19 protein-coding genes, 2 tRNA genes and 2 other RNA genes are annotated in these 26,135 nt (G+C 53.3%); 15 read left to right on the top strand and 8 right to left on the bottom strand.

The features are described from left to right. Positions 1 to 148: 148 nt before the first annotated feature. The 5 genes from DBR02_RS22375 (at position 149) to narI (ending at position 8,587) form a co-directional block, all read left to right on the top strand. Positions 149 to 1,546 (top strand): NarK family nitrate/nitrite MFS transporter, encoded by a 1,398-nt coding sequence (locus DBR02_RS22375; protein ID WP_063452236.1) that lies wholly within the window; start codon positions 149 to 151, stop codon positions 1,544 to 1,546. Between the two features lie 381 nt (positions 1,547 to 1,927). Beyond that, complete coding sequence (locus tag DBR02_RS22370) at positions 1,928 to 5,671, top strand: nitrate reductase subunit alpha (RefSeq protein WP_107535488.1); 3,744 nt, start codon at positions 1,928 to 1,930, stop codon at positions 5,669 to 5,671. Continuing rightward, positions 5,668 to 7,203 (top strand): nitrate reductase subunit beta, encoded by a 1,536-nt coding sequence (narH, locus tag DBR02_RS22365; protein ID WP_063452238.1) that lies wholly within the window; start codon positions 5,668 to 5,670, stop codon positions 7,201 to 7,203. The genes DBR02_RS22370 and narH overlap by 4 nt, the downstream gene beginning before the upstream one ends. Next, positions 7,200 to 7,910, top strand: coding sequence for a nitrate reductase molybdenum cofactor assembly chaperone (gene narJ, locus DBR02_RS22360; protein ID WP_063866535.1), 711 nt, complete (start codon positions 7,200 to 7,202; stop codon positions 7,908 to 7,910). The genes narH and narJ overlap by 4 nt, the downstream gene beginning before the upstream one ends. Beyond that, entirely contained in the window at positions 7,910 to 8,587 is a 678-nt protein-coding gene (gene narI, locus DBR02_RS22355; protein WP_063452240.1) for a respiratory nitrate reductase subunit gamma, read from the top strand. The genes narJ and narI overlap by 1 nt, the downstream gene beginning before the upstream one ends. A gap of 240 nt (positions 8,588 to 8,827) precedes the next feature. Here the strand turns inward: narI and DBR02_RS22350 are convergent. From DBR02_RS22350 to DBR02_RS22325, 6 genes are all read right to left on the bottom strand, one after another. Next, a non-coding RNA gene (locus DBR02_RS22350) (RtT sRNA) lies at positions 8,828 to 8,958 on the bottom strand. Positions 8,959 to 9,003: 45 nt separating this feature from the next. Continuing rightward, a non-coding RNA gene (locus tag DBR02_RS22345) (RtT sRNA) lies at positions 9,004 to 9,134 on the bottom strand. A gap of 46 nt (positions 9,135 to 9,180) precedes the next feature. Then, positions 9,181 to 9,265 (bottom strand) — tRNA-Tyr (locus tag DBR02_RS22340). A 33-nt stretch (positions 9,266 to 9,298) separates the two neighbouring features. Then, positions 9,299 to 9,383: transfer RNA gene (locus DBR02_RS22335), tRNA-Tyr, on the bottom strand. A gap of 157 nt (positions 9,384 to 9,540) precedes the next feature. Beyond that, entirely contained in the window at positions 9,541 to 10,383 is an 843-nt protein-coding gene (gene purU, locus DBR02_RS22330; protein WP_063452241.1) for a formyltetrahydrofolate deformylase, read from the bottom strand. 41 nt (positions 10,384 to 10,424) lie between these two features. Beyond that, complete coding sequence (locus tag DBR02_RS22325; protein WP_063866536.1) at positions 10,425 to 10,889, bottom strand: YchJ family protein; 465 nt, start codon at positions 10,887 to 10,889, stop codon at positions 10,425 to 10,427. Between the two features lie 113 nt (positions 10,890 to 11,002). Here DBR02_RS22325 and rssA point away from each other — a divergent pair, with 113 nt between their 5' ends. The 3 genes from rssA (at position 11,003) to galU (ending at position 14,113) form a co-directional block, all read left to right on the top strand. Beyond that, positions 11,003 to 11,905 carry a patatin-like phospholipase RssA gene (gene rssA, locus DBR02_RS22320; RefSeq protein ID WP_063866537.1) on the top strand — a complete coding sequence of 301 codons (903 nt, stop codon included), beginning with the start codon at positions 11,003 to 11,005 and terminating at the stop codon, positions 11,903 to 11,905. Between the two features lie 89 nt (positions 11,906 to 11,994). Next, complete coding sequence (rssB, locus tag DBR02_RS22315; RefSeq protein ID WP_063866538.1) at positions 11,995 to 13,008, top strand: two-component system response regulator RssB; 1,014 nt, start codon at positions 11,995 to 11,997, stop codon at positions 13,006 to 13,008. Between the two features lie 199 nt (positions 13,009 to 13,207). After that, positions 13,208 to 14,113 carry a UTP--glucose-1-phosphate uridylyltransferase GalU gene (gene galU / locus DBR02_RS22310; RefSeq protein ID WP_063452245.1) on the top strand — a complete coding sequence of 302 codons (906 nt, stop codon included), beginning with the start codon at positions 13,208 to 13,210 and terminating at the stop codon, positions 14,111 to 14,113. 203 nt (positions 14,114 to 14,316) lie between these two features. On the opposite strand, the gene hns is transcribed toward galU, so the two are convergent. After that, positions 14,317 to 14,730, bottom strand: coding sequence for a histone-like nucleoid-structuring protein H-NS (gene hns, locus DBR02_RS22305; protein ID WP_003856724.1), 414 nt, complete (start codon positions 14,728 to 14,730; stop codon positions 14,317 to 14,319). 550 nt (positions 14,731 to 15,280) lie between these two features. Here hns and tdk point away from each other — a divergent pair. After that, positions 15,281 to 15,895, top strand: a complete 615-nt coding sequence (gene tdk, locus DBR02_RS22300; protein ID WP_063452325.1) for a thymidine kinase — start codon at positions 15,281 to 15,283, stop codon at positions 15,893 to 15,895. Between the two features lie 69 nt (positions 15,896 to 15,964). Here tdk and adhE read toward each other — a convergent pair whose 3' ends face one another. Continuing rightward, positions 15,965 to 18,646, bottom strand: a complete 2,682-nt coding sequence (gene adhE / locus DBR02_RS22295) for a bifunctional acetaldehyde-CoA/alcohol dehydrogenase (protein ID WP_063452246.1) — start codon at positions 18,644 to 18,646, stop codon at positions 15,965 to 15,967. Between the two features lie 480 nt (positions 18,647 to 19,126). Here adhE and DBR02_RS22290 point away from each other — a divergent pair, with 480 nt between their 5' ends. The 6 genes from DBR02_RS22290 to oppF all read left to right on the top strand — a co-directional run bounded on the left by DBR02_RS22290 (position 19,127) and on the right by oppF (position 26,126). Beyond that, positions 19,127 to 19,774: a YchE family NAAT transporter gene (locus DBR02_RS22290; protein WP_063452247.1), complete on the top strand. Its 648-nt coding sequence runs from the start codon at positions 19,127 to 19,129 to the stop codon at positions 19,772 to 19,774. Positions 19,775 to 20,544: 770 nt separating this feature from the next. Further along, positions 20,545 to 22,176 carry an oligopeptide ABC transporter substrate-binding protein OppA gene (oppA, locus tag DBR02_RS22280; RefSeq protein WP_063866541.1) on the top strand — a complete coding sequence of 544 codons (1,632 nt, stop codon included), beginning with the start codon at positions 20,545 to 20,547 and terminating at the stop codon, positions 22,174 to 22,176. Between the two features lie 82 nt (positions 22,177 to 22,258). Then, a complete protein-coding gene (oppB, locus tag DBR02_RS22275; protein ID WP_063452249.1) occupies positions 22,259 to 23,179 on the top strand; it encodes an oligopeptide ABC transporter permease OppB in 921 nt (306 codons plus the stop codon). Between the two features lie 12 nt (positions 23,180 to 23,191). Further along, on the top strand, positions 23,192 to 24,100 hold the full coding sequence (gene oppC / locus DBR02_RS22270; protein WP_107535486.1) for an oligopeptide ABC transporter permease OppC: 909 nt from the start codon (positions 23,192 to 23,194) through the stop codon (positions 24,098 to 24,100). Positions 24,101 to 24,111: 11 nt separating this feature from the next. Continuing rightward, on the top strand, positions 24,112 to 25,125 hold the full coding sequence (locus tag DBR02_RS22265) for an ABC transporter ATP-binding protein (RefSeq protein WP_107535485.1): 1,014 nt from the start codon (positions 24,112 to 24,114) through the stop codon (positions 25,123 to 25,125). Continuing rightward, a complete protein-coding gene (gene oppF, locus DBR02_RS22260; RefSeq protein WP_003856743.1) occupies positions 25,122 to 26,126 on the top strand; it encodes a murein tripeptide/oligopeptide ABC transporter ATP-binding protein OppF in 1,005 nt (334 codons plus the stop codon). Before DBR02_RS22265 ends, oppF begins: the two co-directional genes overlap by 4 nt. The last annotated feature ends 9 nt before the right edge of the window (positions 26,127 to 26,135 follow it).

Genomic DNA, 26,135 nt, shown 5'->3' with positions numbered 1-26,135 from the left:
ACACCTTTTTTACGTTTTGCATCTACTCACTAAGAGTGATGGCTTTTTTTTCACCGCGAAACCTCCCACTTTTCCTTTGATTTATATCAACTTACCGCCGCTCTAAAGCCCTAATGTTTGCAGCATCATTCGAGAATCAGAGGTGTCTATGAGTCACTCTTCCGCTCCCGAAAGGGAAACTGGTGCCGTAATTACAGACTGGCGTCCAGAGGATCCGGCGTTCTGGCAACAGCGCGGCCACCGTGTAGCAAGTCGTAATCTGTGGATTTCCGTTCCATGTCTGTTACTGGCGTTTTGCGTCTGGATGTTGTTCAGTGCGGTTGCGGTTAACCTGCCTAAAGTGGGCTTTACCTTTACCACCGATCAGCTGTTTATGCTGACCGCGTTGCCGTCGCTTTCAGGTGCGCTGCTGCGCGTGCCTTACGCATTTATGGTGCCTGTCTTCGGCGGTCGTCGCTGGACGGCTTTCAGTACCGGGATCATGATCGTCCCGTGCGTGTGGCTCGGTTTTGCGGTGCAGGATACCTCCACGCCGTTTAGCGTGTTCGTGATTATCTCTCTGCTGTGCGGTTTTGCGGGTGCGAACTTTGCGTCCAGCATGGCGAACATCAGCTTCTTCTTCCCGAAAGCGAAGCAGGGCGGTGCGCTGGGCATTAACGGCGGTCTGGGTAACATGGGCGTGAGCGTGATGCAGCTGCTTGCGCCGCTGGCGATCTCCGTCTCCATCTTTGCCGCCTTTGGTGGCGGTGGCGTGACGCAGCCTGACGGTTCAATGCTGTTCCTGCAAAACGCAGCCTGGATCTGGGTGCCGTTCCTGGTGGTCTTTACGCTGGCGGCGTGGTTCTTCATGAACGATCTGTCCGCGTCCAAAGCTTCCCTGAGCGAGCAGCTGCCGGTGTTGAAACGCGGCCACCTGTGGGTGATGGCGCTGCTGTATCTGGCAACCTTTGGCTCGTTCATCGGTTTCTCTGCGGGCTTTGCGATGCTGTCGAAAACCCAGTTCCCGGACGTGCAGATCCTTCAGTTTGCCTTCTTCGGTCCGTTTATTGGCGCGCTGGCACGTTCGCTGGGCGGGATGATCTCCGACCGTCTGGGCGGGACTCGCGTTACGCTGGTGAACTTTGTTGTGATGGCTATCTTCTGTGCGCTGCTGTTCCTGACGCTGCCTGTTGATGGTCAGGGCGGTAACTTCTTTGCCTTCTTCGGCGTCTTCATGGTGCTGTTCCTGACGGCCGGGCTGGGCAGTGCGTCTACCTTCCAGATGATCTCTGTCATCTTCCGCAAGCTGACCATGGACCGCGTGAAAGCGCAGGGTGGGAGCGACGAGCAGGCGATGCGTGAAGCCGCCACCGATACCGCTGCGGCACTTGGGTTTATCTCTGCAATTGGCGCGATTGGTGGCTTCTTTATTCCAAAAGCGTTTGGTATCTCACTGGATCTGACCGGCTCTCCGGCGGGTGCGATGAAAGTCTTCCTCGTCTTCTATATCGCCTGCGTGGCCATCACGTGGCTGGTATACGGCCGTAATACCAAGAAAAACAAGTAAGCTTGATTATCCGTTTGCGCGGCCTCAGTGCCGCGCTTTTTTTTATACTTAATTAGTTACAACATACTAAAAAACGTATTCACGTTCACTCGCAGCTAACACTGTGATCGCCATCGCTTTACAGGTGTTTCTACCCCTTAATACCTAAGATGTTAAATTTTGCTTCGTCTTTTGTACGATAAATAAAAAATATCCATATAAATCATGTATATAAAAAATAATAACAGATACCGCTTTGGTGGTATTTGATCTAATACCCCCCGTGACAGACCCCCTTCGCCTTGATCGTTATCAATTCTCACCATCTTTCATAGCGTTACCTTCGCTGCAAATCAGCAATGTCGATTTAGAGAGCCACAGGCTCCACACAGGAGATACCCGATGAGCAAATTTTTGGACCGGTTTCGCTACTTCAAACAGAAGGGTGAAACTTTTGCCGATGGGCACGGCCAGGTTCTGGATACCAACCGGGACTGGGAAGACGGTTACCGTCAACGCTGGCAGCATGACAAAGTTGTCCGTTCTACCCACGGCGTAAACTGCACTGGCTCATGTAGCTGGAAGATTTTCGTTAAAAACGGTCTGGTGACCTGGGAAATGCAGCAGACCGACTATCCGCGTACCCGTCCGGATATGCCGAACCATGAACCGCGCGGCTGCCCGCGTGGGGCCAGCTACTCCTGGTATCTCTATAGCGCCAACCGTCTGAAATATCCGCTGATGCGTAAACGCCTGATGAAAATGTGGCGTGAAGCGAAAGTGCAGCACAGCGATCCGGTTGATGCGTGGGCCTCTATCATTGAAGATGCCGACAAAGCGAAAAGCTTCAAGCAGGCGCGCGGTCGCGGTGGTTTTGTTCGTTCTTCCTGGAAAGAGGTGAACGAGCTGATTGCCGCCTCTAACGTCTACACCGTGAAAACCTACGGTCCTGACCGCGTGGCGGGCTTCTCGCCAATCCCGGCGATGTCGATGGTCTCTTACGCTTCCGGCGCGCGCTACCTGTCGCTTATCGGCGGGACCTGCCTGAGCTTCTACGACTGGTACTGTGACCTGCCGCCTGCGTCACCGCAGACCTGGGGTGAGCAGACCGACGTGCCGGAATCCGCTGACTGGTACAACTCCAGCTACATCATCGCCTGGGGCTCTAACGTGCCGCAGACCCGTACCCCGGATGCGCACTTCTTCACCGAAGTACGTTACAAAGGGACGAAAACCGTCGCGGTAACGCCGGACTACGCGGAAATCGCCAAGCTGTGCGACCTGTGGCTGGCCCCAAAACAGGGTACCGATGCCGCAATGGCGCTGGCGATGGGCCACGTCATGCTGCGTGAGTTCCACCTCGACAAGCCAAGCCAGTACTTCACCGATTACGTCCGTCGCTACACCGACATGCCTATGCTGGTGATGCTCGAAGAGCGCGACGGCTACTACGCGGCGGGCCGTATGCTGCGTGCTGCGGATCTGGTGGACGCGCTGGGGCAGGAAAACAACCCAGAGTGGAAAACAGTCGCCTGCAACAGCAACGGCGAGCTGGTGGCACCTAACGGTTCTATCGGCTTCCGCTGGGGCGAGAAAGGCAAATGGAACCTGGAGCAGCGTAACGGCACCACCGGCGAAGAGACGGAACTGCGCCTCAGCATGCTGGGCAGCCAGGACGAGATCGCTGATGTCGGCTTCCCGTACTTTGGCGGTGAAGGTTCCGAGCACTTCAACAAGGTTGAACTGCAAAACGTCCTGATGCACAAACTGCCGGTTAAGCGCCTGCAACTGGCGGACGGCTCTACCGCGCTGGTCACGACGGTCTACGACCTGACCATGGCGAACTACGGCCTGGAGCGCGGTCTGAACGACGAAAACTGCGCAACCAGCTACGACGACGTGAAGGCATATACCCCGGCCTGGGCGGAGCAGATCACCGGCGTACCACGCGCGCAGATCACCCGTATCGCGCGTGAATTTGCGGAAAACGCCGACAAAACTCACGGTCGTTCGATGATCATCGTGGGTGCCGGTCTGAACCACTGGTATCACCTCGATATGAACTATCGCGGCCTGATCAACATGCTGATTTTCTGCGGCTGCGTCGGACAGAGCGGCGGCGGCTGGGCGCACTACGTGGGCCAGGAAAAACTGCGTCCGCAGACCGGCTGGCAGCCGCTGGCGTTTGCCCTTGACTGGCAGCGTCCGGCACGTCACATGAACAGCACCTCCTACTTCTATAACCACTCCAGCCAGTGGCGCTACGAGACGGTTACCGCGCAGGAGCTGCTGTCGCCGATGGCGGATAAATCCCGCTACAGCGGCCACCTGATTGATTTTAACGTGCGCGCTGAACGCATGGGCTGGCTGCCGTCGGCGCCGCAGCTGGGCACTAACCCGCTGCGCATTGCACAAGAGGCGAAGAAAGCGGGCATGTCGCCGGTGGATTACACCGTGAAATCGCTCAAGGAAGGCTCAATTCGTTTCGCGGCAGAACAGCCTGAGAACGGTAAAAACCATCCGCGCAACCTGTTCATCTGGCGCTCCAACCTGCTGGGCTCGTCCGGTAAAGGCCACGAGTACATGCTGAAATACCTGCTGGGCACCGAGAACGGTATTCAGGGTAAAGACCTCGGCAAGCAGGGCGGCGTGAAGCCGGAAGAAGTGGAATGGAAAGACAACGGTCTGGACGGCAAGCTGGATCTGGTGGTGACGCTGGACTTCCGTCTGTCCAGCACCTGCCTGTACTCCGATATCGTGCTGCCAACCGCCACCTGGTACGAAAAAGACGACATGAATACCTCGGACATGCATCCGTTTATTCATCCACTGTCTGCCGCCGTTGACCCGGCGTGGGAATCGAAAAGCGACTGGGATATCTACAAAGAAATCGCGAAGAAATTCTCCGAAGTCTGCGTAGGTCACCTGGGCAAAGAGACCGACGTGGTGACGCTGCCAATCCAGCACGACTCCGCTGCCGAACTGGCGCAGCCGCTTGACGTGAAGGACTGGAAAAAAGGCGAGTGCGACCTGATCCCGGGCGTGACCGCGCCGCACATCATTCCGGTTGAACGTGATTACCCGGCAACCTACGAGCGCTTTACCTCTATCGGCCCGCTGATGGAGAAAATCGGTAACGGCGGCAAAGGCATCGCCTGGAATACCCAGAGCGAAATGGACCTGCTGCGCAAGCTCAATTACACCAAAGCAGACGGCCCGGCCAAAGGCCAGCCAATGCTGAACACGGCAATTGATGCGGCGGAGATGATCCTGACCCTGGCACCGGAAACCAACGGCCACGTGGCGGTGAAAGCGTGGGCGGCCCTGAGTGAATTTACCGGTCGTGACCACACGCATCTGGCGAAGAATAAAGAGGAAGAGAAAATTCGCTTCCGCGATATTCAGGCCCAGCCGCGAAAAATTATCTCCAGCCCGACCTGGTCAGGTCTGGAAGATGAGCATGTGTCCTATAACGCTGGCTATACCAACGTTCACGAGCTGATCCCATGGCGCACGCTTTCTGGTCGTCAGTCTCTGTATCAGGACCACCAGTGGATGCGTGACTTCGGTGAAAGCCTGCTGGTGTACCGTCCGCCAATCGACACCCGCTCCGTGAAAGCGGTAATGGGCGCGAAATCGAACGGTAACCCGGAGAAGGCGCTGAACTTCCTGACGCCGCACCAGAAGTGGGGTATCCACTCCACCTACAGCGACAACCTGCTGATGCTGACGCTGTCGCGCGGCGGTCCGATTGTCTGGATGAGCGAAGCGGACGCCAAAGATCTGGGTATCGAAGATAACGACTGGATCGAAGTGTTCAACAGTAACGGTGCCCTGACGGCACGAGCCGTGGTGAGCCAGCGCGTGCCGGCCGGGATGACCATGATGTATCACGCGCAGGAACGTATCGTTAACCTGCCGGGTTCAGAGATCACCGAGCAGCGCGGCGGTATTCACAACTCCGTGACCCGTATTACGCCGAAGCCGACCCATATGATCGGTGGTTATGCTCAGCTGGCCTACGGCTTTAACTACTACGGCACCGTAGGATCGAACCGCGATGAGTTCGTGGTGGTACGTAAGATGAAGAATATTAACTGGTTAGACGGCGAAGGTAATGACCAGGTACAGGAGAGCGTAAAATGAAAATTCGTTCACAAGTCGGCATGGTGCTGAATCTGGATAAATGCATCGGCTGTCATACCTGCTCGGTCACCTGTAAAAACGTCTGGACCAGCCGTGAAGGTATGGAGTACGCCTGGTTTAACAACGTGGAAAGCAAGCCGGGCACCGGCTTCCCGACCGACTGGGAAAACCAGGAGAAGTGGAAGGGCGGCTGGATCCGTAAAATCAACGGCAAACTGCAACCGCGCATGGGTAACCGTGCGATGCTGCTCGGTAAAATCTTCGCTAACCCGCATCTGCCGGGCATCGACGATTACTACGAGCCGTTTGATTACGACTATCAGAACCTGCACAACGCGCCGGAAAGCAAACACCAGCCGATCGCCCGTCCTCGCTCGCTGATCACCGGTAAGCGCATGGACAAAATTACCAGCGGTCCAAACTGGGAAGAAATTCTGGGCGGCGAGTTCGAAAAACGCGCGAAGGACCAGAACTTCGAGAACATGCAGAAGGCGATGTACGGCCAGTTCGAAAACACCTTCATGATGTATCTGCCGCGCCTGTGCGAACACTGCCTGAACCCGGCGTGCGTCGCGACCTGCCCGAGCGGCGCCATCTACAAGCGTGAAGAAGACGGCATCGTGCTGATCGACCAGGACAAGTGCCGCGGCTGGCGTATGTGCATCACCGGCTGCCCGTACAAAAAAATCTATTTCAACTGGAAGAGCGGTAAATCAGAGAAGTGTATCTTCTGCTATCCGCGCATCGAAGCCGGTATGCCGACCGTCTGCTCCGAGAGCTGCGTAGGCCGTATTCGTTACCTCGGCGTACTGCTGTACGACGCGGACGCGATTGAGAATGCCGCAAGCACCGAGAACGAGAAAGATCTCTATCAGCGTCAGCTGGACGTCTTCCTCGATCCGAACGATCCGAAGGTGATTGAGCAGGCGCTGAAAGACGGCGTTCCGCAGAGCGTGATTGACGCCGCGCAGCAGTCTCCGGTGTACAAAATGGCGATGGACTGGAAGCTGGCCCTGCCGCTGCACCCGGAATACCGCACGCTGCCGATGGTCTGGTACGTGCCGCCTCTGTCGCCGATTCAGTCTGCGGCGGACGCGGGTGAGCTGGGCAGCAACGGTATTCTGCCGGACGTGGAAAGCCTGCGTATCCCGGTTCAGTACCTGGCCAACCTGCTGACCGCCGGAGATACCCAGCCGGTGCTGCTGGCGCTGAAACGTATGCTGGCAATGCGTCACTTCAAACGTGCGGAAACCGTTGACGGCGTTAACGATACCCGCGCGCTGGAAGAGGTCGGCCTGACCGAAGCGCAGGCGCAGGAGATGTACCGCTATCTGGCAATCGCTAACTACGAAGATCGTTTCGTGGTGCCAAGCAGCCACCGCGAGCTGGCTCGCGAGGCCTTCCCGGAGAAAAGCGGGTGTGGCTTTACCTTTGGCGACGGTTGCCACGGGTCAGACAGTAAATTCAACCTGTTCAACAGCCGCCGCATTGACGCGATGGATGTGACCAGCAAAACGGAGCCGCACCAATGATTGAACTCGTCATTGTTTCGCGTCTGCTCGAGTACCCTGATGCTGCGCTTGCGCAGCATCAACAGGAACTCTTTGATGCACTCGCGTCATCTGAAAACCTGGATAAAGAGGATGCCCAGAAGCTGGGAGTTTTCCTCCGCGACCTGCTGGCGCGCGATCTTCTCGACGCGCAGGCGGACTACAGCCAGCTGTTTGACCGTGGTCGTGCGACGTCTCTGCTGCTGTTTGAACACGTTCACGGTGAATCCCGCGACCGTGGTCAGGCGATGGTGGATCTGATGGCCCAGTACGAACAGCACGGCCTGCAACTCGACAGCCGCGAGCTGCCGGATCACCTGCCGCTGTACCTGGAGTATCTGGCGCAGCTGCCGAAAGAAGAGGCCCTGGGGGGGTTGCAGGACATCGCTCCCATTCTGGCGCTGCTCGGCGCACGTCTACAGCAGCGTGAAAGCCGCTATGCCGTACTGTTCGATTTGCTGGTGAAGCTGGCGAACGCCTCGGTCGACAGTGAAAAAGTGGCGGAAAAAATCGCGGATGAAGCTCGCGACGATACCCCGCAAGCGCTGGATGCCGTCTGGGAAGAAGAGCAGGTGAAATTTTTTGCTGACCAGAACTGTGGCGAGTCTGAAATCTCTGCGCATCAGCGTCGTTTTGCCGGAGCGGTGGCTCCGCAATATTTGAATATCTCTAACGGAGGACAGCACTAATGCACTTCCTGAATATGTTCTTCTTTGACATTTACCCGTATATCGCGGGCACCGTGTTCCTGGTGGGAAGCTGGCTGCGTTATGACTATGGCCAGTACACCTGGCGTGCTGCCTCCAGCCAGATGCTGGATCGTAAGGGGATGAACCTGGCGTCAAACCTGTTCCACATCGGGATTTTGGGGATTTTCGCCGGTCACTTCCTGGGGATGCTGACGCCGCACTGGATGTACGAAGCGTGGCTGCCGATTGAAGTGAAGCAGAAGATGGCGATGATCGCCGGCGGTGCCTGCGGCGTGATGACCCTGGTGGGTGGTCTGCTGCTGCTGAAACGTCGTCTGTTCAGCCCACGCGTGCGGGCTACCACCACAGGCGCGGACATCCTGATCCTCTCCCTGCTGATGGTGCAGTGCGCGCTGGGTCTGCTGACTATTCCATTCTCTGCGCAGCATATGGATGGCAGTGAAATGATGAAGCTGGTGGGGTGGGCGCAGTCCGTCGTGACCTTCCACGGCGGTGCATCTGAGCATCTGGACGGCGTGGCGTTTATCTTCCGCGTTCACCTGGTGCTGGGGATGACCCTGTTTGTGCTGTTCCCGTTCTCCCGTCTGGTGCATATCTGGAGCGCGCCGGTGGAGTACCTGACGCGCAAATATCAGGTAGTGCGTGCGCGTCGCTGATTCCGTTGTTTTGAAAGAACCCCGCTTTTGCGGGGTTTTTTTTGGCCTGGTGCCTGGGTTTAGCGCGGATGTCGCGGTCGGATGCCGGGTGGCGGCTGCGCCTTACCCGGCCTACGAATATAGTTGTAGCCCCGGTAAGCGAAGCGCCACCGGGGAAAACAGGCAGGGAAGGATTAATCCCGGCATCGGAAAACATGGCGCATTGTGCTTTTGGAGAGTGCTGAAGGATCTGGAAAGTGATGGTGGTGGGGGAAGGATTACTCGGCGCGTTGCGCCTCGCCCTTCGGGTCGTTGCCTGCGGCAACGCTTTCTCGCTACGCTCGAATCGAACCTTGGTCGAAGCTTCTCATTCTTCCCCGCACTGGAGAAACATGGCGCAGTGTGCTTTTGGAGAGTGCTGAAGGATCTGGAAGTGATGGTGGTGGGGGAAGGATTACTCGGCGCGTTGCGCCTCGCCCTTCGGGTCGTTGCCTGCGGCAACGCTTTCTCGCTACGCTCGAATCGAACCTTGGTCGAAGCTTCTCATCCTTCCCCGCACTGGAAAAACATGGCGCATTGTGCTTTTGGAGAGTGCTGAAGGATCTGGAAAGTGATGGTGGTGGGGGAAGGATTCGAACCTTCGAAGTCGATGACGGCAGATTTACAGTCTGCTCCCTTTGGCCGCTCGGGAACCCCACCAGGGTAATTCATATTTTGAGGTAAAGCTGAAGATGGTGGTGGGGGAAGGATTCGAACCTTCGAAGTCGATGACGGCAGATTTACAGTCTGCTCCCTTTGGCCGCTCGGGAACCCCACCACGGGGTAATGCTTTTTACTGGCCTGCTTCCTGTTGGAAGCGGGGCGCATCATATCAAATGAGACGCCCCTGTAAAGCATTCCTTTAGGTAAATGACGCTGTTTGCCTGCTTTTTATCCGTAAAGGCGTAAAGCTAATCAATTCATTTTACAAAGGATTAAAGAATAATCGTTCTGTTGCCGTACACGAAGACGCGCTGGGCAAGAACCTGATACAGCGCACGGCTCAGCACGTTCTTCTCAACGTCACGGCCCGCTCGCATCATATCTTCTGCCGTGTAGGTGTGATCCACGTGAATCACGTCCTGCATGATGATTGGACCTTCGTCCAGATTATCGTTCACGTAGTGGGCGGTCGCACCAATGATCTTCACCCCACGCTCGTAAGCCTGGTGATATGGACGCGCGCCAATGAAGGCTGGCAGGAACGAATGGTGAATGTTAATTATTTTATTCGGGAAGCGTGCCACGAAGGACGGCGTCAGGACGCGCATGTATTTTGCCAGCACAACGTAGTCCGGGTTATGCGCCTCGATGGCCTGCGCCATGAGGTTGTCGTGTTCTTCACGGGTATGGCCTTCATGGCTGACCAGCTCGAACGGAATGTCGAAGCGCTCAACCAGAGTACGCAGCGTTTCATGGTTGCCGATGACGGCAGCAATTTCGACGTCCAGGCCACCGTAGTTGGCTTTCATCAGCAGATCGCCCAGGCAGTGCGCCTCTTTGGTGACCAGAATCACGATGCGGCGACGACCCGCCGGGTTCAGTTCGCGCACCGAGCCTTCCGGCAGGGCGCTGTCCAGATCGGCAAGCAGGGTGGTGTCGTTGAAAATGCCTTCCAGCTCGGTACGCATAAAGAAGCGACCGGTACGGTGGTCAACGAACTCATTGTTCTGCACGATATTCAGTTCATGTTTGTAGCAAATGTTGGTGATTCGTGCGATCAGCCCTTTTTGATCGGGACAGATGGTGCGCAGAACTTTACGTTGTAGTGATTGCATCGCCGGGAAATCCTGTTTATGTATTTGCGAAGTCTGAGTTGTCAGGCATTACTGCCGCAACACTTTTTAAATTTTTTTCCTGAACCACAGGGGCAGGGATCGTTACGACCGAACTGCGGACGTGTGCCGTCAATATAATACCATTGCCCGCTGTCCTTTAAGAACCGGGAGCGTTCAATGATGGCGCCAGGTCTGTTTTGTTCGCTAAAGCGGGCGACAAAACTGACATAGCCTTCGTTGGCATCGCGGCCGGGAGCGGCATCAAAGACGGTGAGGCCCAGCCAGACGGTGTTGGCAAATCCGGCTTCAATCTCTTGCCGAAAATCGGCCGCATGGCAGGACGGATGCCAGGTTTTAATCAGGTAGTCTGCGTTTTTGATCACAAAAGCAGTATACCGTGAGCGCATAAGGTGTGACGGGTCTGGTGCAACCTGCTCGCCAGAAAGATATCGCTGGCAACATAGGCTATACTCCAGAGCGCTACCACAGGGGCAGAGTTGAGACACAATTCTTTTCCTGGAACAAAAAATAAGGCGTTAAACGCTTAAGGTAGCAATATGTTAACTGAGCAGTTACGTTGACGCTATGTCGGGAATCCAGGGGAAGTAAAACAGGGCTAATGAGAAAGGTAAAAATTGGACTGGCGTTGGGCTCAGGTGCCGCCCGGGGCTGGTCACATATTGGCGTTATCAATGCTTTAAAGCAGATGGGAATTGACGTTGATATTGTTGCAGGGTGTTCGATAGGGTCGCTGGTCGGATCCGCGTACGCCTGCGGTAAGCTCCCGGAGCTTGAAAGCTGGGTGCGCTCCTTCAGTTACTGGGATGTGCTGCGCCTGATGGATCTCTCCTGGCAGCGTGGTGGCCTGCTGCGTGGCGAACGCGTGTTCAATCAGTTTCGTAAGATAATGCCTCTCGCTGACTTCAGTCACTGCCAAATGCCTTTTGGTGCCGTTGCAACCAACCTCAGTACGGGCAGGGAGTTATGGCTCACCGAAGGGGATATCCATCTCGCTGTACGTGCCTCCTGTAGTATACCTGGGTTAATGGCGCCTGTGCCTCATAACGGCTACTGGCTCGTTGACGGTGGCGTAGTGAATCCTGTCCCTATCTCACTGACGCGGGCCTTGGGCGCGGATATCGTCATCGCCGTGGATTTACAACACGACGCTCACCTTATGCAGCAGGATTTGATGTCGGTTAATCTTCACAGCAATGATGCCGAAGAAGAGAAACTTGCCTGGCATGCGCGTTTACGCGGCAGAATAGGGCGCCTGACTGCGCGTCGTGCGGTGACCGCACCGAACGCCGTTGAAATCATGACGACTTCGATACAAATTCTCGAGAATCGCCTGAAGCGAAACCGTATGGCGGGCGATCCTCCGGATATTCTTATTCAACCCTATTGTCCGCAAATCTCTACACTTGATTTCCACCGGGCTGAGGCCGCCATAGCAGCGGGCTCGTTAGCCGTCGAAAAGAAAATAGATGAACTGTTGCCTTTTGTGCGTACAGCACGTTAAGCACTTTTTTGATTACTTCAGCAAAATCTGACAGGCGATAGTACTAATAGCATGCCACTATTGAGTAACTGTCAGCCAGGGGAGGAACCATGACACAGCCATTGGCCGGAAAACACATTTTGATAGTTGAAGACGAGCCCGTTTTCCGATCGCTACTGGATTCGTGGTTATCCTCGCTGGGTGCAACCACGTCCCTTGCCGAAGATGGCGTCGAGGCGCTGGAAAAGATGGCCAGCATTGCGCCTGACCTGATGATCTGCGATCTCGAGATGCCGCGGATGAACGGCTTAATGCTGGTGGAAAAGCTGCGTAATGAAGGTTATCAAACACCGATACTCGTGATTTCGGCCACCGAAAATATGGCCGACATTGCCAGGGCATTGCGTTTGGGGGTGCAGGATATCCTGCTCAAACCGGTCAAAGATTTAAACCGACTGCGTGAAACGGTATTGGCCTGCCTGTATCCCAATATGTTTAATTCCCGCGTTGAAGAAGAGGAGCGTCTTTTTCAGGACTGGGATGCCTTAGTCAGTAATCCGCTCGCGGCGGCAAAGCTGCTTCAGGAACTCCAGCCGCCGGTGCAGCAAAATATTTCTCATTGCAGAGTAAATTATCGCCAGCTGGTAGCGGCTGACCAGCCTGGACTGGTGCTGGATATTGCGCCGTTATCGGATGCCGACCTCGCCTTTTATTGCCTGGATGTTACCCGAGCGGGAGATAACGGCGTTTTGGCGGCCTTATTACTGCGAGCGCTCTTTAATGGATTGCTACAGGAACAATTATCCCATCAGGGGCAACGGCTTCCTGAGTTAGGCAGTTTGCTAAAACAGGTGAACCAACTTTTTCGCCAGGCCAATTTACCGGGGCAGTTCCCGCTTCTGGTTGGCTATTATCACAGCGGATTGAATAACCTTATTCTGGTGTCTGCGGGTTTAAATGCCACACTGAATACTGGAGAACACCATATTCAGGTGAGTAACGGCGTGCCGTTGGGCACGCTGGGTAATACTTACCTTAATCAAATTAGCCACCGCTGCACCTCATGGCAGTGCCAAATTTGGGGGGCAGGAGGGCGGTTACGCTTAATGTTGTCCACAGAGTAAGCAGTCAGATTTTATTTTTCAGATTGCTTTACCTGTGTTTTTGCTGGCGGTGCTACTATCGCGGCAAGTTTCATGCGTATTTGTCTTAATTGATCGGCAACGCGTTCTTTTCAGACCCGTATTAGTGGCTGAGACTGTATACTCAACGCGTTATTCAATGCATAAAAGTTCAAAACTTGAACAGTTCAGGAGAATTTCAATGGCTGCCCTAAATTCGAAAGTCAGAAAGGCCGTTATCCCGGTGGCGGGATTGGGTACCAGGATGTTGCCAGCAACGAAGGCAATCCCAAAAGAGATGCTGCCTCTGGTTGATAAGCCATTAATCCAGTATGTCGTGAATGAATGTATTGCAGCCGGCATCACCGAAATTGTGCTGGTTACGCATTCATCTAAAAACTCTATCGAAAACCATTTTGATACCAGTTTCGAACTCGAAGCGATGCTGGAAAAACGCGTTAAGCGCCAGCTGCTGGAGGAAGTGCAGTCTATTTGCCCTCCGCACGTTACCATTATGCAGGTTCGTCAGGGCCTGGCGAAAGGTCTGGGGCACGCGGTACTGTGTGCACACCCGGTAGTGGGTGATGAGCCGGTCGCGGTTATTCTGCCGGACGTGATTCTTGATGAGTACGAGTCCGATCTTTCCCAGGAAAACCTGGCAGAGATGATTAAACGCTTTGATGAAACCGGCAGCAGCCAGATTATGGTTGAGCCAGTTGACGACGTGACCGCTTACGGTGTGGTTGACTGCAAAGGCGTTGCTCTGAAGCCTGGCGAAAGCGTACCGATGGTTGGCGTGGTTGAAAAACCTAAAGCTGACGTCGCGCCGTCTAACCTTGCTGTCGTGGGTCGTTACGTGCTGAGTGCTGAAATCTGGGCGCTGCTGGCGAAAACGCCTCCAGGTGCGGGCGATGAGATCCAGCTGACGGATGCTATCGATATGCTGATCGAGAAAGAGACCGTAGAAGCCTACCATATGAAAGGTAAGAGCCATGACTGCGGGAATAAACTCGGTTATATGCAGGCCTTCGTAGAATATGGTATTCGCCATAACAGCCTGGGTGAAGAATTTAAAGCCTGGCTCAAAGGCAGCATGGGTATTAAGTAATAAACCCACAGGCTGCTGAACAAGACCGGTGTGGCGATGCCCACCGGTTTTTTTATGCCTGTCGCCTGGTAATTGTCGGCGGATTGTCAAGGACGTTAAATAGTGAATCTCGCAATATGACAGAATGTAAGGAGATGTTCGGGCGAATATTACGGGCATAAAAAAATCCCGCACCAGGCGGGATTTTTCAGAATCTTTCCGGATTAATCCTTGATCAGGAAGTCATCCAGTTGTTTACCTTGTTCGTCCATTGCTTTCTTGATTACAGCAGGAGTACGACCCTGGCCAGTCCAGGTTTTCTCTTCGCCGTTCTCATCAATGTAGCTATATTTAGCTGGACGTGCTGCACGTTTTGCTTTGGTGCCGGTTTTAGCCGCAGCCATGCTGTTCAGCAATTCGTTTGGATCGATACCATCGGCAATCAGCATTTCGCGATACTGTTGCAGTTTACGTGTACGTTCTTCGATTTCAGCCGCAGCTGCGCTTTCTTCTTCACGACGTTCGTTAACGACAACTTCTAATTTTTCGAGCATTTCTTCAAGCGTCTCAAGGGTACATTCTCTTGCCTGCGCACGAAGAGTACGGATGTTGTTCAGAATTTTAAGTGCTTCGCTCATTGTAGTAATCTCAAACTTATAATGGGGGTGGGTTTGTTGTCCTAATAATAGAGCGTTAATTTCACTTGTGCAATAGGTGGGAATGTAAGGAATTCAAAAAATACAAAATAAACGACGCTATTATTAATTACGCTAACTTAAATTTCATTGTTTGCTCGGTCTGTGAGATATCGTTTCAAACGGCAAAAGCTTGTCATTTGCATGTTTGTTTTGTGACTTTTACCTCAGGAATTATAGTTGCGGTTGATAAATATCAGCCTTTTGTATTACCCCCGCTAAGCGTAGCGAGGGCCGGAATAGTTAATAAATAGTGAATTTTAATGAACGGAGAAGCCACTATAAAAAGAAGTGTTATCTCTGGTGCCGGGCTCACCTTATTGTCCGTGCTTAATGCCTTTACTACCTGTTTTAACGCATTATTTTGCGCTATCCACAAAGGGTTTATTGGCGCAGAAGTGCCTTGCGCGCACAGCCCACGGCTGATGACGGTACAAAATATGGTACAATGATTCATCGGGAATATTACACATTGATTAGGGTTCTTTGGCCAATGGCACAACTTTATTTCTACTATTCGGCAATGAATGCAGGGAAATCGACGGCGTTACTACAATCCTCATACAATTATCAGGAGCGGGGGATGCGTACCGTTGTTTATACCGCCGAAATCGACGATCGCTTCGGGGCGGGGAAGGTAAGCTCTAGAATAGGCCTCTCGTCGCCTGCAAGGCTGTTTAACCCTGAAACGGACCTGCTGGAGGACATTCGTGCTGAGCACGCCTCTAAGCCTGTCCATTGCGTTCTGGTAGACGAAAGCCAGTTCCTGACCCGTGAGCAGGTCCATGCGCTTTCTGAGGTCGTGGATGAGCTGGATATTCCCGTTCTTTGCTATGGTTTACGCACCGATTTTCGCGGTGAGCTATTTGCCGGCAGTCAATATTTACTTGCCTGGTCGGATAAACTGGTGGAGCTAAAAACGATCTGCTTTTGTGGCCGTAAGGCAAGCATGGTTCTTCGCCTTGACCAGTCCGGTAAACCTTATGCTGATGGCGAGCAGGTGGTGATAGGGGGCAATGAACGCTATGTCTCGGTCTGCCGCAAGCATTATAAAGAGGCGCTGGTTGTAGGCTCGCTGACGGCGTTACAGGGCGACAGTCGAAAGTAACAGGAATTTTTTACTCTTTTTCAGATATAAAAAAACCCGCCATCGGCGGGTTTTTTATCACACTGTCAATTAAGCGTTTTTCTTCGCTTTCTTGTCAGCCTTTACCACTGCGGGGATGTCAGCTTTCACAGCAGCGACATCGCTTTCAGTGAAGTTACGACCGTAATAAGTATCCAGCAGGATCTGTTTCAGTTCGGAAATCAGTGGGTAGCGTGGGTTAGCACCGGTACACTGGTCATCGAATGCATCTTCAGACAGCTTATCTACGTGAGCAAGGAAGTCAGCTTCCTGAACGCCCGCTTCGCGGATAGATTTAGGAATACCCAGTTCAGCCTTCAGGCTTTCCAGCCATGCCAGCAGTTTCTCGATCTTCGCGGCAGTACGGTCGCCCGGTGCGCTCAGACCCAGGTGGTCTGCGATTTCAGCGTAGCGACGACGAGCCTGTGGACGGTCGTACTGGCTGAATGCAGTCTGCTTGGTTGGGTTGTCGTTGGCGTTATAGCGGATAACGTTGCTGATCAACAGGGCGTTCGCCAGACCGTGAGGAATGTGGAACTGTGAACCCAGCTTGTGCGCCATGGAGTGACACACGCCCAGGAAGGCGTTAGCAAACGCGATGCCCGCGATGGTTGCAGCACTGTGTACACGTTCACGCGCAACAGGGTTTTTTGAACCTTCGTTGTAAGAGGCTGGCAGGTTTTCTTTCAGCAGTTTCAGCGCCTGCAAGGCCTGACCGTCAGAGAACTCGGAAGCCAGTACGGAAACGTAAGCTTCCAGAGCGTGAGTCACCGCATCCAGACCACCGAACGCACACAGTGATTTCGGCATATCCATCACCAGGTTGGCGTCAACGATAGCCATATCTGGCGTCAGCGCGTAGTCGGCCAGCGGGTATTTCTGACCCGTTGCGTCATCCGTCACAACCGCAAATGGCGTGACTTCTGAACCGGTACCGGAAGTGGTGGTGACGGCGATCATTTTCGCTTTCACGCCCATTTTCGGGAACTTGTAGATACGCTTACGGATATCCATAAAGCGCAGCGCCAGTTCTTCGAAGTGAGTTTCCGGATGCTCGTACATGACCCACATGATTTTCGCGGCGTCCATTGGGGAACCGCCACCCAGTGCGATGATCACATCGGGTTTGAAGGAGTTCGCCAGTTCAGCACCTTTACGAACAACGCTCAGGGTTGGGTCAGCTTCAACTTCAAAGAAGACTTCAGTTTCGACGCCAGACGCTTTCAGAACAGAGGTGATCTGGTCTGCATAGCCATTGTTGAACAGGAAACGGTCAGTCACGATGAGCGCACGCTTGTGGCCATCAGTAATCACTTCATCCAGCGCGATTGGCAGAGAGCCACGACGGAAGTAGATAGATTTCGGAAGTTTGTGCCACAACATGTTTTCAGCTCGCTTAGCAACGGTTTTCTTGTTGATCAGGTGTTTTGGACCAACGTTTTCAGAGATGGAGTTACCACCCCAGGAACCACAACCCAGAGTCAGGGAAGGTGCGAGTTTGAAGTTGTACAGGTCACCGATACCACCCTGAGAAGCCGGGGTGTTAATCAGGATACGTGCCGTTTTCATCTTCTGACCGAAGTGTGCAACACGCTCAGGCTGGTTATCCTGGTCGGTGTACAGGCAAGAGGTGTGACCGATACCGCCCATGGCAACCAGTTTCTCTGCTTTTTCTACCGCGTCATCGAAATCTTTCGCACGGTACATGGCCAGCGTCGGAGACAGTTTTTCGTGAGCAAACGGCTCGCTTTCATCAACGACGTTAACTTCACCAATCAGGATCTTGGTGGAGGCAGGAACGCTAAAGCCGGCGAGTTCGGCAATTTTATAGGCTGGCTGACCCACGATAGCGGCGTTCAGCGCGCCATTTTTCAGAATCACGTCCTGAACGGCTTTCAGCTCTTTACCCTGCAACAGGTAGCCGCCGTGGCTGGCGAAACGTTCACGAACGGCGTCATATACTGAGTCAACAACGACAACGGACTGTTCAGATGCACAGATAACGCCGTTATCGAAGGTTTTAGACATCAGCACAGACGCGACGGCGCGTTTGATGTCAGCGGTTTCGTCAATAACAACCGGGGTGTTACCCGCGCCTACGCCGATAGCTGGTTTACCGGAGCTGTAAGCGGCTTTAACCATGCCAGGACCACCGGTCGCCAGGATCAGGTTAATGTCCGGGTGATGCATCAGGGCGTTGGACAGCTCAACAGAAGGTTGGTCGATCCAGCCGATCAGATCTTTTGGTGCGCCCGCCGCAATAGCCGCCTGGAGCACGATATCGGCTGCTTTGTTAGTGGCGTCTTTCGCACGTGGATGCGGGGAGAAAATGATTGCGTTACGTGTCTTCAGGCTGATAAGAGATTTGAAGATGGCGGTAGAGGTTGGGTTAGTGGTTGGAACGATACCGCAAATGATGCCGATCGGTTCTGCTATGGTGATGGTGCCGAAAGTATCGTCTTCTGACAGCACGCCGCAGGTTTTCTCATCTTTATAGGCGTTGTAGATATACTCTGAAGCAAAGTGGTTTTTAATCACTTTATCTTCAACGATACCCATGCCGGATTCGGCAACGGCCATTTTAGCGAGAGGGATTCGAGCATCAGCAGCAGCCAGAGCGGCCGCGCGGAAGATTTTATCAACCTGTTCTTGGGTGAAATTGGCATATTCACGCTGGGCTTTTTTAACGCGCTCGACGAGGGCGTTCAGTTCAGCGATATTGGTAACAGCCATAATGCTCTCCTGATAATGTTTAAACTCTTTTAGTAAACCAGCGCTCGATACGTCTGACAGTATAGTCAGTGCCGATCCCACTTGCGTAACACACAGTAAAACAAAGGATTACGCACTGCTTATGCTCACTAATTTACTAAAAGAGCCTTACCTTAGCATCATACCTTTTTGATAGGTGATCTCCCTGGCGGCGTAACCAAGATTACTCACTTCTGAGTACGAAAATTATGATCAGGATCAATTTTGTCCTAAGCTGATACCTTTCAGCAGGGTTATTTCGTGCTAATTTTTCCAGTGTTAAATAATTAAGTAACTATTGGAAGCGGCGCTATCATTGATTATACAAACGTTTAACATCATGAATTGATAACGTTTTAGAACAGATTTCTGGTGAAGTGTGCGGCTAAAAAGCGTATCTTCAGCGCGGATTTATCATGACACGCTGTTTCTCCCTGGCCATGCTCAATTGCGGAGCTTAATGTGATTCAAACGCTCTTTGATTTCCCTACATATTTTAAGTTTTTTATCGGTTTGTTTGCGCTGGTCAACCCGGTAGGGATCATCCCTGTCTTCATTAGTATGACCAGCTATCAAACGGCCGCCGCAAGAAACAAAACCAACCTGACGGCAAACCTGTCGGTGGCTATTATCTTGCTGACCTCTCTTTATCTGGGGGACGCCATCCTTCAGGTCTTCGGCATCTCGATTGATTCGTTCCGAATCGCGGGTGGGATCCTGGTGGTGACGATTGCCATGTCGATGATCAGCGGCAAGCTGGGGGAGGATAAACAGAACAAGCAGGAGAAATCAGAGACCGCAATCCGCGAAAGCATCGGCGTTGTGCCGCTGGCATTGCCGCTGATGGCAGGCCCGGGGGCAATCAGCTCAACCATCGTCTGGGGAACGCGCTATCACAGCCTGATGCATCTGATCGGCTTTTCTGTCGCCATTGCGCTGTTCGCGCTGTGCTGTTGGGGCGTTTTTCGCATGGCGCCATGGCTGGTTCGCTTGCTGGGACAAACGGGCATCAACGTGATCACCCGTATCATGGGCCTGCTGTTAATGGCGTTGGGCATCGAATTTATCGTTACCGGTATAAAAAGCATATTCCCAGGATTATTACATTGACTTTCATTTGAAAGAGCGGAGCCGACGGCTCCGTTTTTTTTACGTGATTATCAGCAAATCATATAAATAAAGTTGAATTACGGTCCAGCCATAATAAGTTCTACTAATAACGCTCTCTTGTTGTTTTTCAATAGGTTGTTTATTTTCAGCTTCCCCCTTTGCGCATAAATCCTTCGAACCCTCTGTTATTTTACTCACATGATACTCTGGGGCTTGCTGACAGATAACCGAAATGATATTAGTAATTTTGAGGCTGACCCAGACGAATGTGCTAAATAATAACCAATTGTTAAATTTTCGTGAAAAATTGTTCAGATTGGTCATGGCATTACGCTCTCAGCGAGGCAATCCTGTAACCCTCTGATTTCAATTGTTTTTACTTTGTATCGGTGGGGGTGGAGATTTATGGCTTAGAAGAGCCATCCACCGCAAAAGAGAAATGCTTAACAAATATGCAAAATGTATTGGCGAGAGTTGGCACCATTTGGTACTTTCCGGCCTTATATTTCGCAGCATTAATCAAGTTGATGAGAACTATTTTCATATAGACCTCACGAAAGATATCCAATGCATCTCTCTGACAGGGGAGAGGTGTAAAGAATCGACGCAAGATCGCCGTACGAGCGGTCAGTAATAATGAAGTCGGTGATAGCAAGAAGTAAAAAAAGAACCTGACAGTAGCAAAAAAAACTCCTGCGCTGTACAGGCCCCGACAGGGGATTACACAACTGGCGAAGGCCAGTCATTATAATGAGTGGAGTATCAACACAATGTCCATCATCACAAAAAAAAGTCTGGTAGCGGCGGGGATTTTAACTGCGCTAATCGCGGGGAACGCTGCAATGGCTGCGGACGTTCCTGCCGGTGTTCAGCTGGCTGAGAAGCAAACGCTGGTGCGTAATAACGGTGCGGAAGTGCAGTCTCTCGATCCGCACAAAATTGAAGGTGTTCCAGAGTCTAACGTTAACCGCGATCTGTTTGAAGGTCTGCTGGTGACGGACGTAGACGGCCACCCGGCGCCGGGCGTGGCGGAAAAATGGGACAATAAAGATTTCAAAGTCTGGACCTTCCATCTGCGTAAAGATGCCAAATGGTCCGACGGTACGCCGGTTACCGCCGAAGATTTCGTTTACAGCTGGCAGCGTCTGGCGGATCCGAATACCGCCTCCCCGTATGCGAGTTACCTTCAGTATGGCCATATTGCCAATATTGATGACATCATCACGGGCAAGAAGCCTGTTACCGATCTGGGCGTAAAAGCCATTGATGCCAACACCTTTGAAGTGACGTTGAGCGAGCCTGTTCCGTACTTCTATAAGCTGCTGGTTCACCCGTCTGTTTCCCCGGTACCAAAATCCGCTGTAGAGAAATTCGGTGAAAAATGGACGCAGCCTGCGAATATCGTGACCAACGGTGCGTACAAGCTGAAAAGCTGGGTCGTTAACGAACGTATGGTACTGGAGCGCAACCCGCAGTATTGGGATAACGCGAAAACCGTCATCAATCAGGTCACCTACCTGCCAATTTCTTCAGAAGTGACGGACGTCAACCGCTACCGCAGCGGTGAAATCGACATGACCTATAACAACATGCCGATTGAACTGTTCCAGAAGTTGAAAAAAGAGATCCCGAAAGAAGTGCACGTCGATCCTTATCTGTGCACCTACTACTACGAAATTAACAACCAGAAAGCTCCGTTCACCGACGTGCGCGTGCGTACCGCGCTGAAGCTGGCTCTGGATCGCGATATTATCGTTAATAAAGTAAAGAATCAGGGCGACCTGCCAGCTTACAGCTACACCCCACCTTATACCGACGGTATGAAACTGGTTGAGCCTGAGTGGTTCAAATGGTCCCAGGAAAAACGTAACGAAGAAGCGAAAAAACTGCTGGCTGAAGCCGGGTACACCGCTGATAAGCCGCTGACGTTTAACCTGCTGTACAACACCTCGGATCTGCATAAAAAACTGGCTATCGCCGTGGCGTCAATCTGGAAGAAAAACCTGGGTGTGAACGTGAAGCTGGAAAACCAGGAATGGAAAACCTTCCTCGATACGCGCCACCAGGGAACGTTTGACGTGGCGCGCGCCGGCTGGTGTGCGGACTATAACGAACCGACCTCCTTCCTGAACACCATGCTTAGCGACAGCTCAAACAACACGGCACACTATAAGAGCCCGGCGTTTGATAAGCTGATTGGCGACACCCTGAAAGTGGCAGATGACGCCCAGCGCGCCGATCTGTACGCGAAATCAGAACAACAGCTCGATAAAGACTCTGCGATCGTGCCGGTTTACTACTACGTCAACGCCCGCCTGGTGAAACCGTGGGTAGGGGGTTATACCGGTAAAGACCCGTTGGATAATATTTCCGTTAAGAATCTTTATATTATCAAGCATTAATGGCAATACGTGGGGCGAGCGAGCTCGCCCCACTGTGTCTACTTTGTAACATTCATCAGGCACACGCCAGAAGGTACGGGCAATGTTGAAATTTATCCTGCGTCGCTGTCTTGAAGCGATTCCAACGTTATTTATTCTAATTACAATTTCCTTCTTCATGATGCGCCTTGCGCCGGGCAGTCCATTCACCGGTGAACGTACGCTGCCGCCAGAAGTCATGGCCAACATCGAAGCGAAATACCATTTAAACGATCCCATTACCACGCAGTACTTCAATTATCTGAAGCAACTTGCACACGGTGATTTTGGACCGTCATTCAAATATAAAGACTATTCCGTTAACGACCTGGTGGCGTCCAGCTTCCCGGTATCGGCTAAATTAGGGGCTGCTGCATTTATCCTGGCCGTTGTTCTCGGGGTCACTGCGGGCGTTATCGCCGCGCTAAAACAAAATACCCGATGGGATTATACCGTCATGGGGGTCGCAATGACCGGGGTGGTTATTCCCAGCTTCGTTGTCGCGCCGTTGCTGGTCATGATATTCGCTATCACCCTGAAATGGCTGCCCGGTGGCGGCTGGAACGGCGGGGCCCTGAAGTTCATGATACTGCCGATGGTGGCATTATCTCTGGCGTACATTGCCAGCATCGCGCGTATTACCCGCGGTTCAATGATTGAAGTTCTGCACTCGAACTTCATCCGTACCGCCCGTGCGAAAGGGCTGCCGATGCGCCGGATTATTTTCCGTCATGCGCTCAAGCCTGCACTGTTACCGGTGCTCTCCTACATGGGGCCTGCTTTCGTCGGCATTATCACCGGTTCAATGGTAATCGAAACCATTTATGGCCTGCCGGGCATCGGACAGCTGTTTGTTAACGGGGCGCTTAACCGTGACTACTCGCTGGTGTTGAGCCTTACGATCCTCGTGGGCGCGCTGACCATTCTGTTTAATGCCGTTGTCGATGTGCTGTATGCCGTTATCGACCCGAAAATCCGTTACTAACTGGAGCACGCCATGATGTTGAGTAAGAAAAACAGCGAGGCGCTGGAAAACTTCAGTGAAAAGCTGGAGGTTGAAGGTCGTAGCCTTTGGCAGGACGCCCGCCGTCGTTTTATGCATAACCGCGCCGCCGTTGCCAGCCTGGTCGTGCTGGTGCTTATCGCGCTGTTCGTCACCCTGGCGCCAATGCTGTCGCAGTTCACCTATTTCGATACGGACTGGGGCATGATGTCCAGCGCGCCGGATAGGGAATCCGGGCACTATTTTGGTACCGACTCATCTGGCCGTGACCTGCTGGTGCGCGTGGCGATCGGTGGCCGCATTTCCCTGATGGTCGGCATTGCGGCGGCGCTGGTGGCGGTAATCGTCGGCACGCTTTACGGTTCGCTTTCCGGTTACCTTGGCGGGAAAGTGGACTCCGTAATGATGCGTCTGCTTGAAATCCTGAACTCCTTCCCGTTCATGTTCTTCGTTATTTTGCTGGTGACCTTCTTTGGTCAAAATATCCTGCTGATCTTCGTGGCCATCGGGATGGTCTCCTGGCTGGACATGGCGCGTATTGTGCGCGGCCAGACGCTGAGCCTTAAACGTAAAGAGTTTATCGAAGCGGCACAGGTTGGTGGTGTTTCTACCGCCAATATCGTGGTGCGTCATATCGTTCCTAACGTGCTGGGCGTGGTCGTGGTGTACGCCTCCCTGCTGGTGCCAAGTATGATCCTGTTTGAATCCTTCCTGAGCTTCCTGGGATTAGGTACACAAGAGCCGCTGAGCAGCTGGGGCGCGTTGTTAAGCGATGGCGCAAACTCCATGGAAGTATCACCGTGGTTACTGCTGTATCCGGCGGGCTTCCTGGTGGTCACTCTGTTCTGTTTCAACTTTATCGGCGATGGCCTGCGTGATGCCCTCGACCCGAAAGACCGTTAAGGAGCGCCGTCATGACCATTATTGAAACGGCAACCGCGCCACAGGCGCAACAGCGGTCCAGTGCACTGCTGGACGTAAAAGACCTCCGTGTGACGTTTAAAACCCCCGACGGCGATGTGACTGCCGTTAACGATCTCAACTTCGACCTGCGTGCCGGTGAAACGCTGGGCATTGTGGGCGAATCCGGGTCCGGTAAATCCCAGACCGCATTTGCGCTGATGGGCCTGCTGGCATCAAACGGTGCGATCGGCGGTTCAGCGAAGTTCAACGGGAGAGAGATCCTGAATTTGCCGGAGCATGAGCTGAACAAGCTGCGCGCCGAGCAAATCTCAATGATTTTCCAGGATCCGATGACCTCCCTGAACCCCTATATGCGTGTGGGCGAGCAGCTGATGGAAGTGCTGATGCTCCACAAGGACCTGGGCAAAGCCGAAGCGTTTGAAGAGTCTGTCAAAATGCTGGATGCGGTGAAAATGCCTGAAGCACGCAAGCGCATGCGCATGTACCCGCACGAGTTCTCCGGCGGCATGCGTCAGCGCGTCATGATCGCGATGGCGTTGCTTTGTCGGCCAAAACTGCTGATCGCCGATGAACCGACCACCGCCCTGGACGTGACCGTACAGGCGCAGATCATGACGCTCCTGAACGAGCTTAAGCGTGAGTTCAACACCGCGATAATCATGATCACCCACGATTTGGGCGTCGTTGCCGGGATCTGCGACAAAGTGTTAGTCATGTATGCAGGCCGCACGATGGAATACGGTAATGCACGCGATGTCTTCTACCAGCCCGCCCATCCATACTCTATTGGCCTGCTGAATGCCGTACCGCGCCTTGATGCGGAAGGGGAGTCCCTGCTGACCATCCCGGGCAACCCGCCAAACCTGCTGCGTCTGCCGAAAGGTTGTCCGTTCCAGCCGCGTTGTCCGCACGCGATGGAAATTTGTAACAGCGCACCGCCGCTGGAAGCGTTTGCCCCAGGCCGTCTGCGCGCCTGCTTTAAGCCGCAGGAGGAGCTGGTATGAACGCAATCGACGAAAAAAGAAATGTGCTTCTCGAAATCGCTGACCTGAAGGTCCATTTCGATATCAAAGACGGCAAACAGTGGTTCTGGCAGCCTGCCAAAACCCTGAAAGCGGTGGATGGCGTTACGCTGCGCCTGTACGAAGGGGAAACCCTGGGCGTGGTGGGCGAATCCGGCTGCGGCAAATCGACGTTTGCGCGTGCGATCATCGGCCTGGTAAAAGCCACCGACGGCAAAGTGGCCTGGCTGGGCAAAGATCTGCTGGGGATGAAGCCGGATGAGTGGCGCGACGTGCGCAGCGATATCCAGATGATTTTCCAGGATCCGCTGGCGTCCCTGAACCCGCGCATGACCATCGGTGAAATCATTGCCGAGCCGCTGCGTACCTATCATCCGAAGATGCCGCGTCAGGAAGTGCGCGACCGTGTGAAAGCGATGATGCTCAAGGTGGGTCTGTTGCCTAACCTCATCAACCGCTATCCACACGAGTTTTCCGGCGGTCAGTGTCAGCGTATCGGCATCGCACGTGCGTTGATCCTTGAGCCGAAACTGATTATCTGTGATGAGCCGGTTTCGGCGCTGGACGTTTCCATTCAGGCTCAGGTTGTTAACCTGCTCCAGAAACTGCAACGGGAAATGGGGCTATCGCTGATCTTCATCGCCCACGATCTGGCGGTGGTAAAACACATTTCAGACCGTGTGCTGGTGATGTATCTGGGGCACGCCGTGGAGCTGGGCACCTATGATGAGGTGTACCACAATCCGCTGCATCCTTACACCAAAGCGCTGATGTCTGCGGTTCCCGTTCCGGATCCCGATCTGGAAAAGAATAAAACCATCCAGCTTCTGGAAGGTGAACTGCCTTCGCCGATTAACCCACCTTCAGGCTGCGTATTCCGTACGCGGTGCCCCATCGCCGGGCCGGAATGTGCAAAAACGCGTCCGGTTCTGGAAGGCAGTTTCCGACATGCGGTTTCCTGCCTGAAAGTAGACCCGTTATAATCGCAAGGG

The organism is Enterobacter cloacae complex sp., from assembly GCF_900322725.1.
In the GTDB taxonomy this organism is placed as follows: domain Bacteria; phylum Pseudomonadota; class Gammaproteobacteria; order Enterobacterales; family Enterobacteriaceae; genus Enterobacter; species Enterobacter quasihormaechei.
This window is presented reverse-complemented; position numbering and strand designations above follow the sequence as displayed.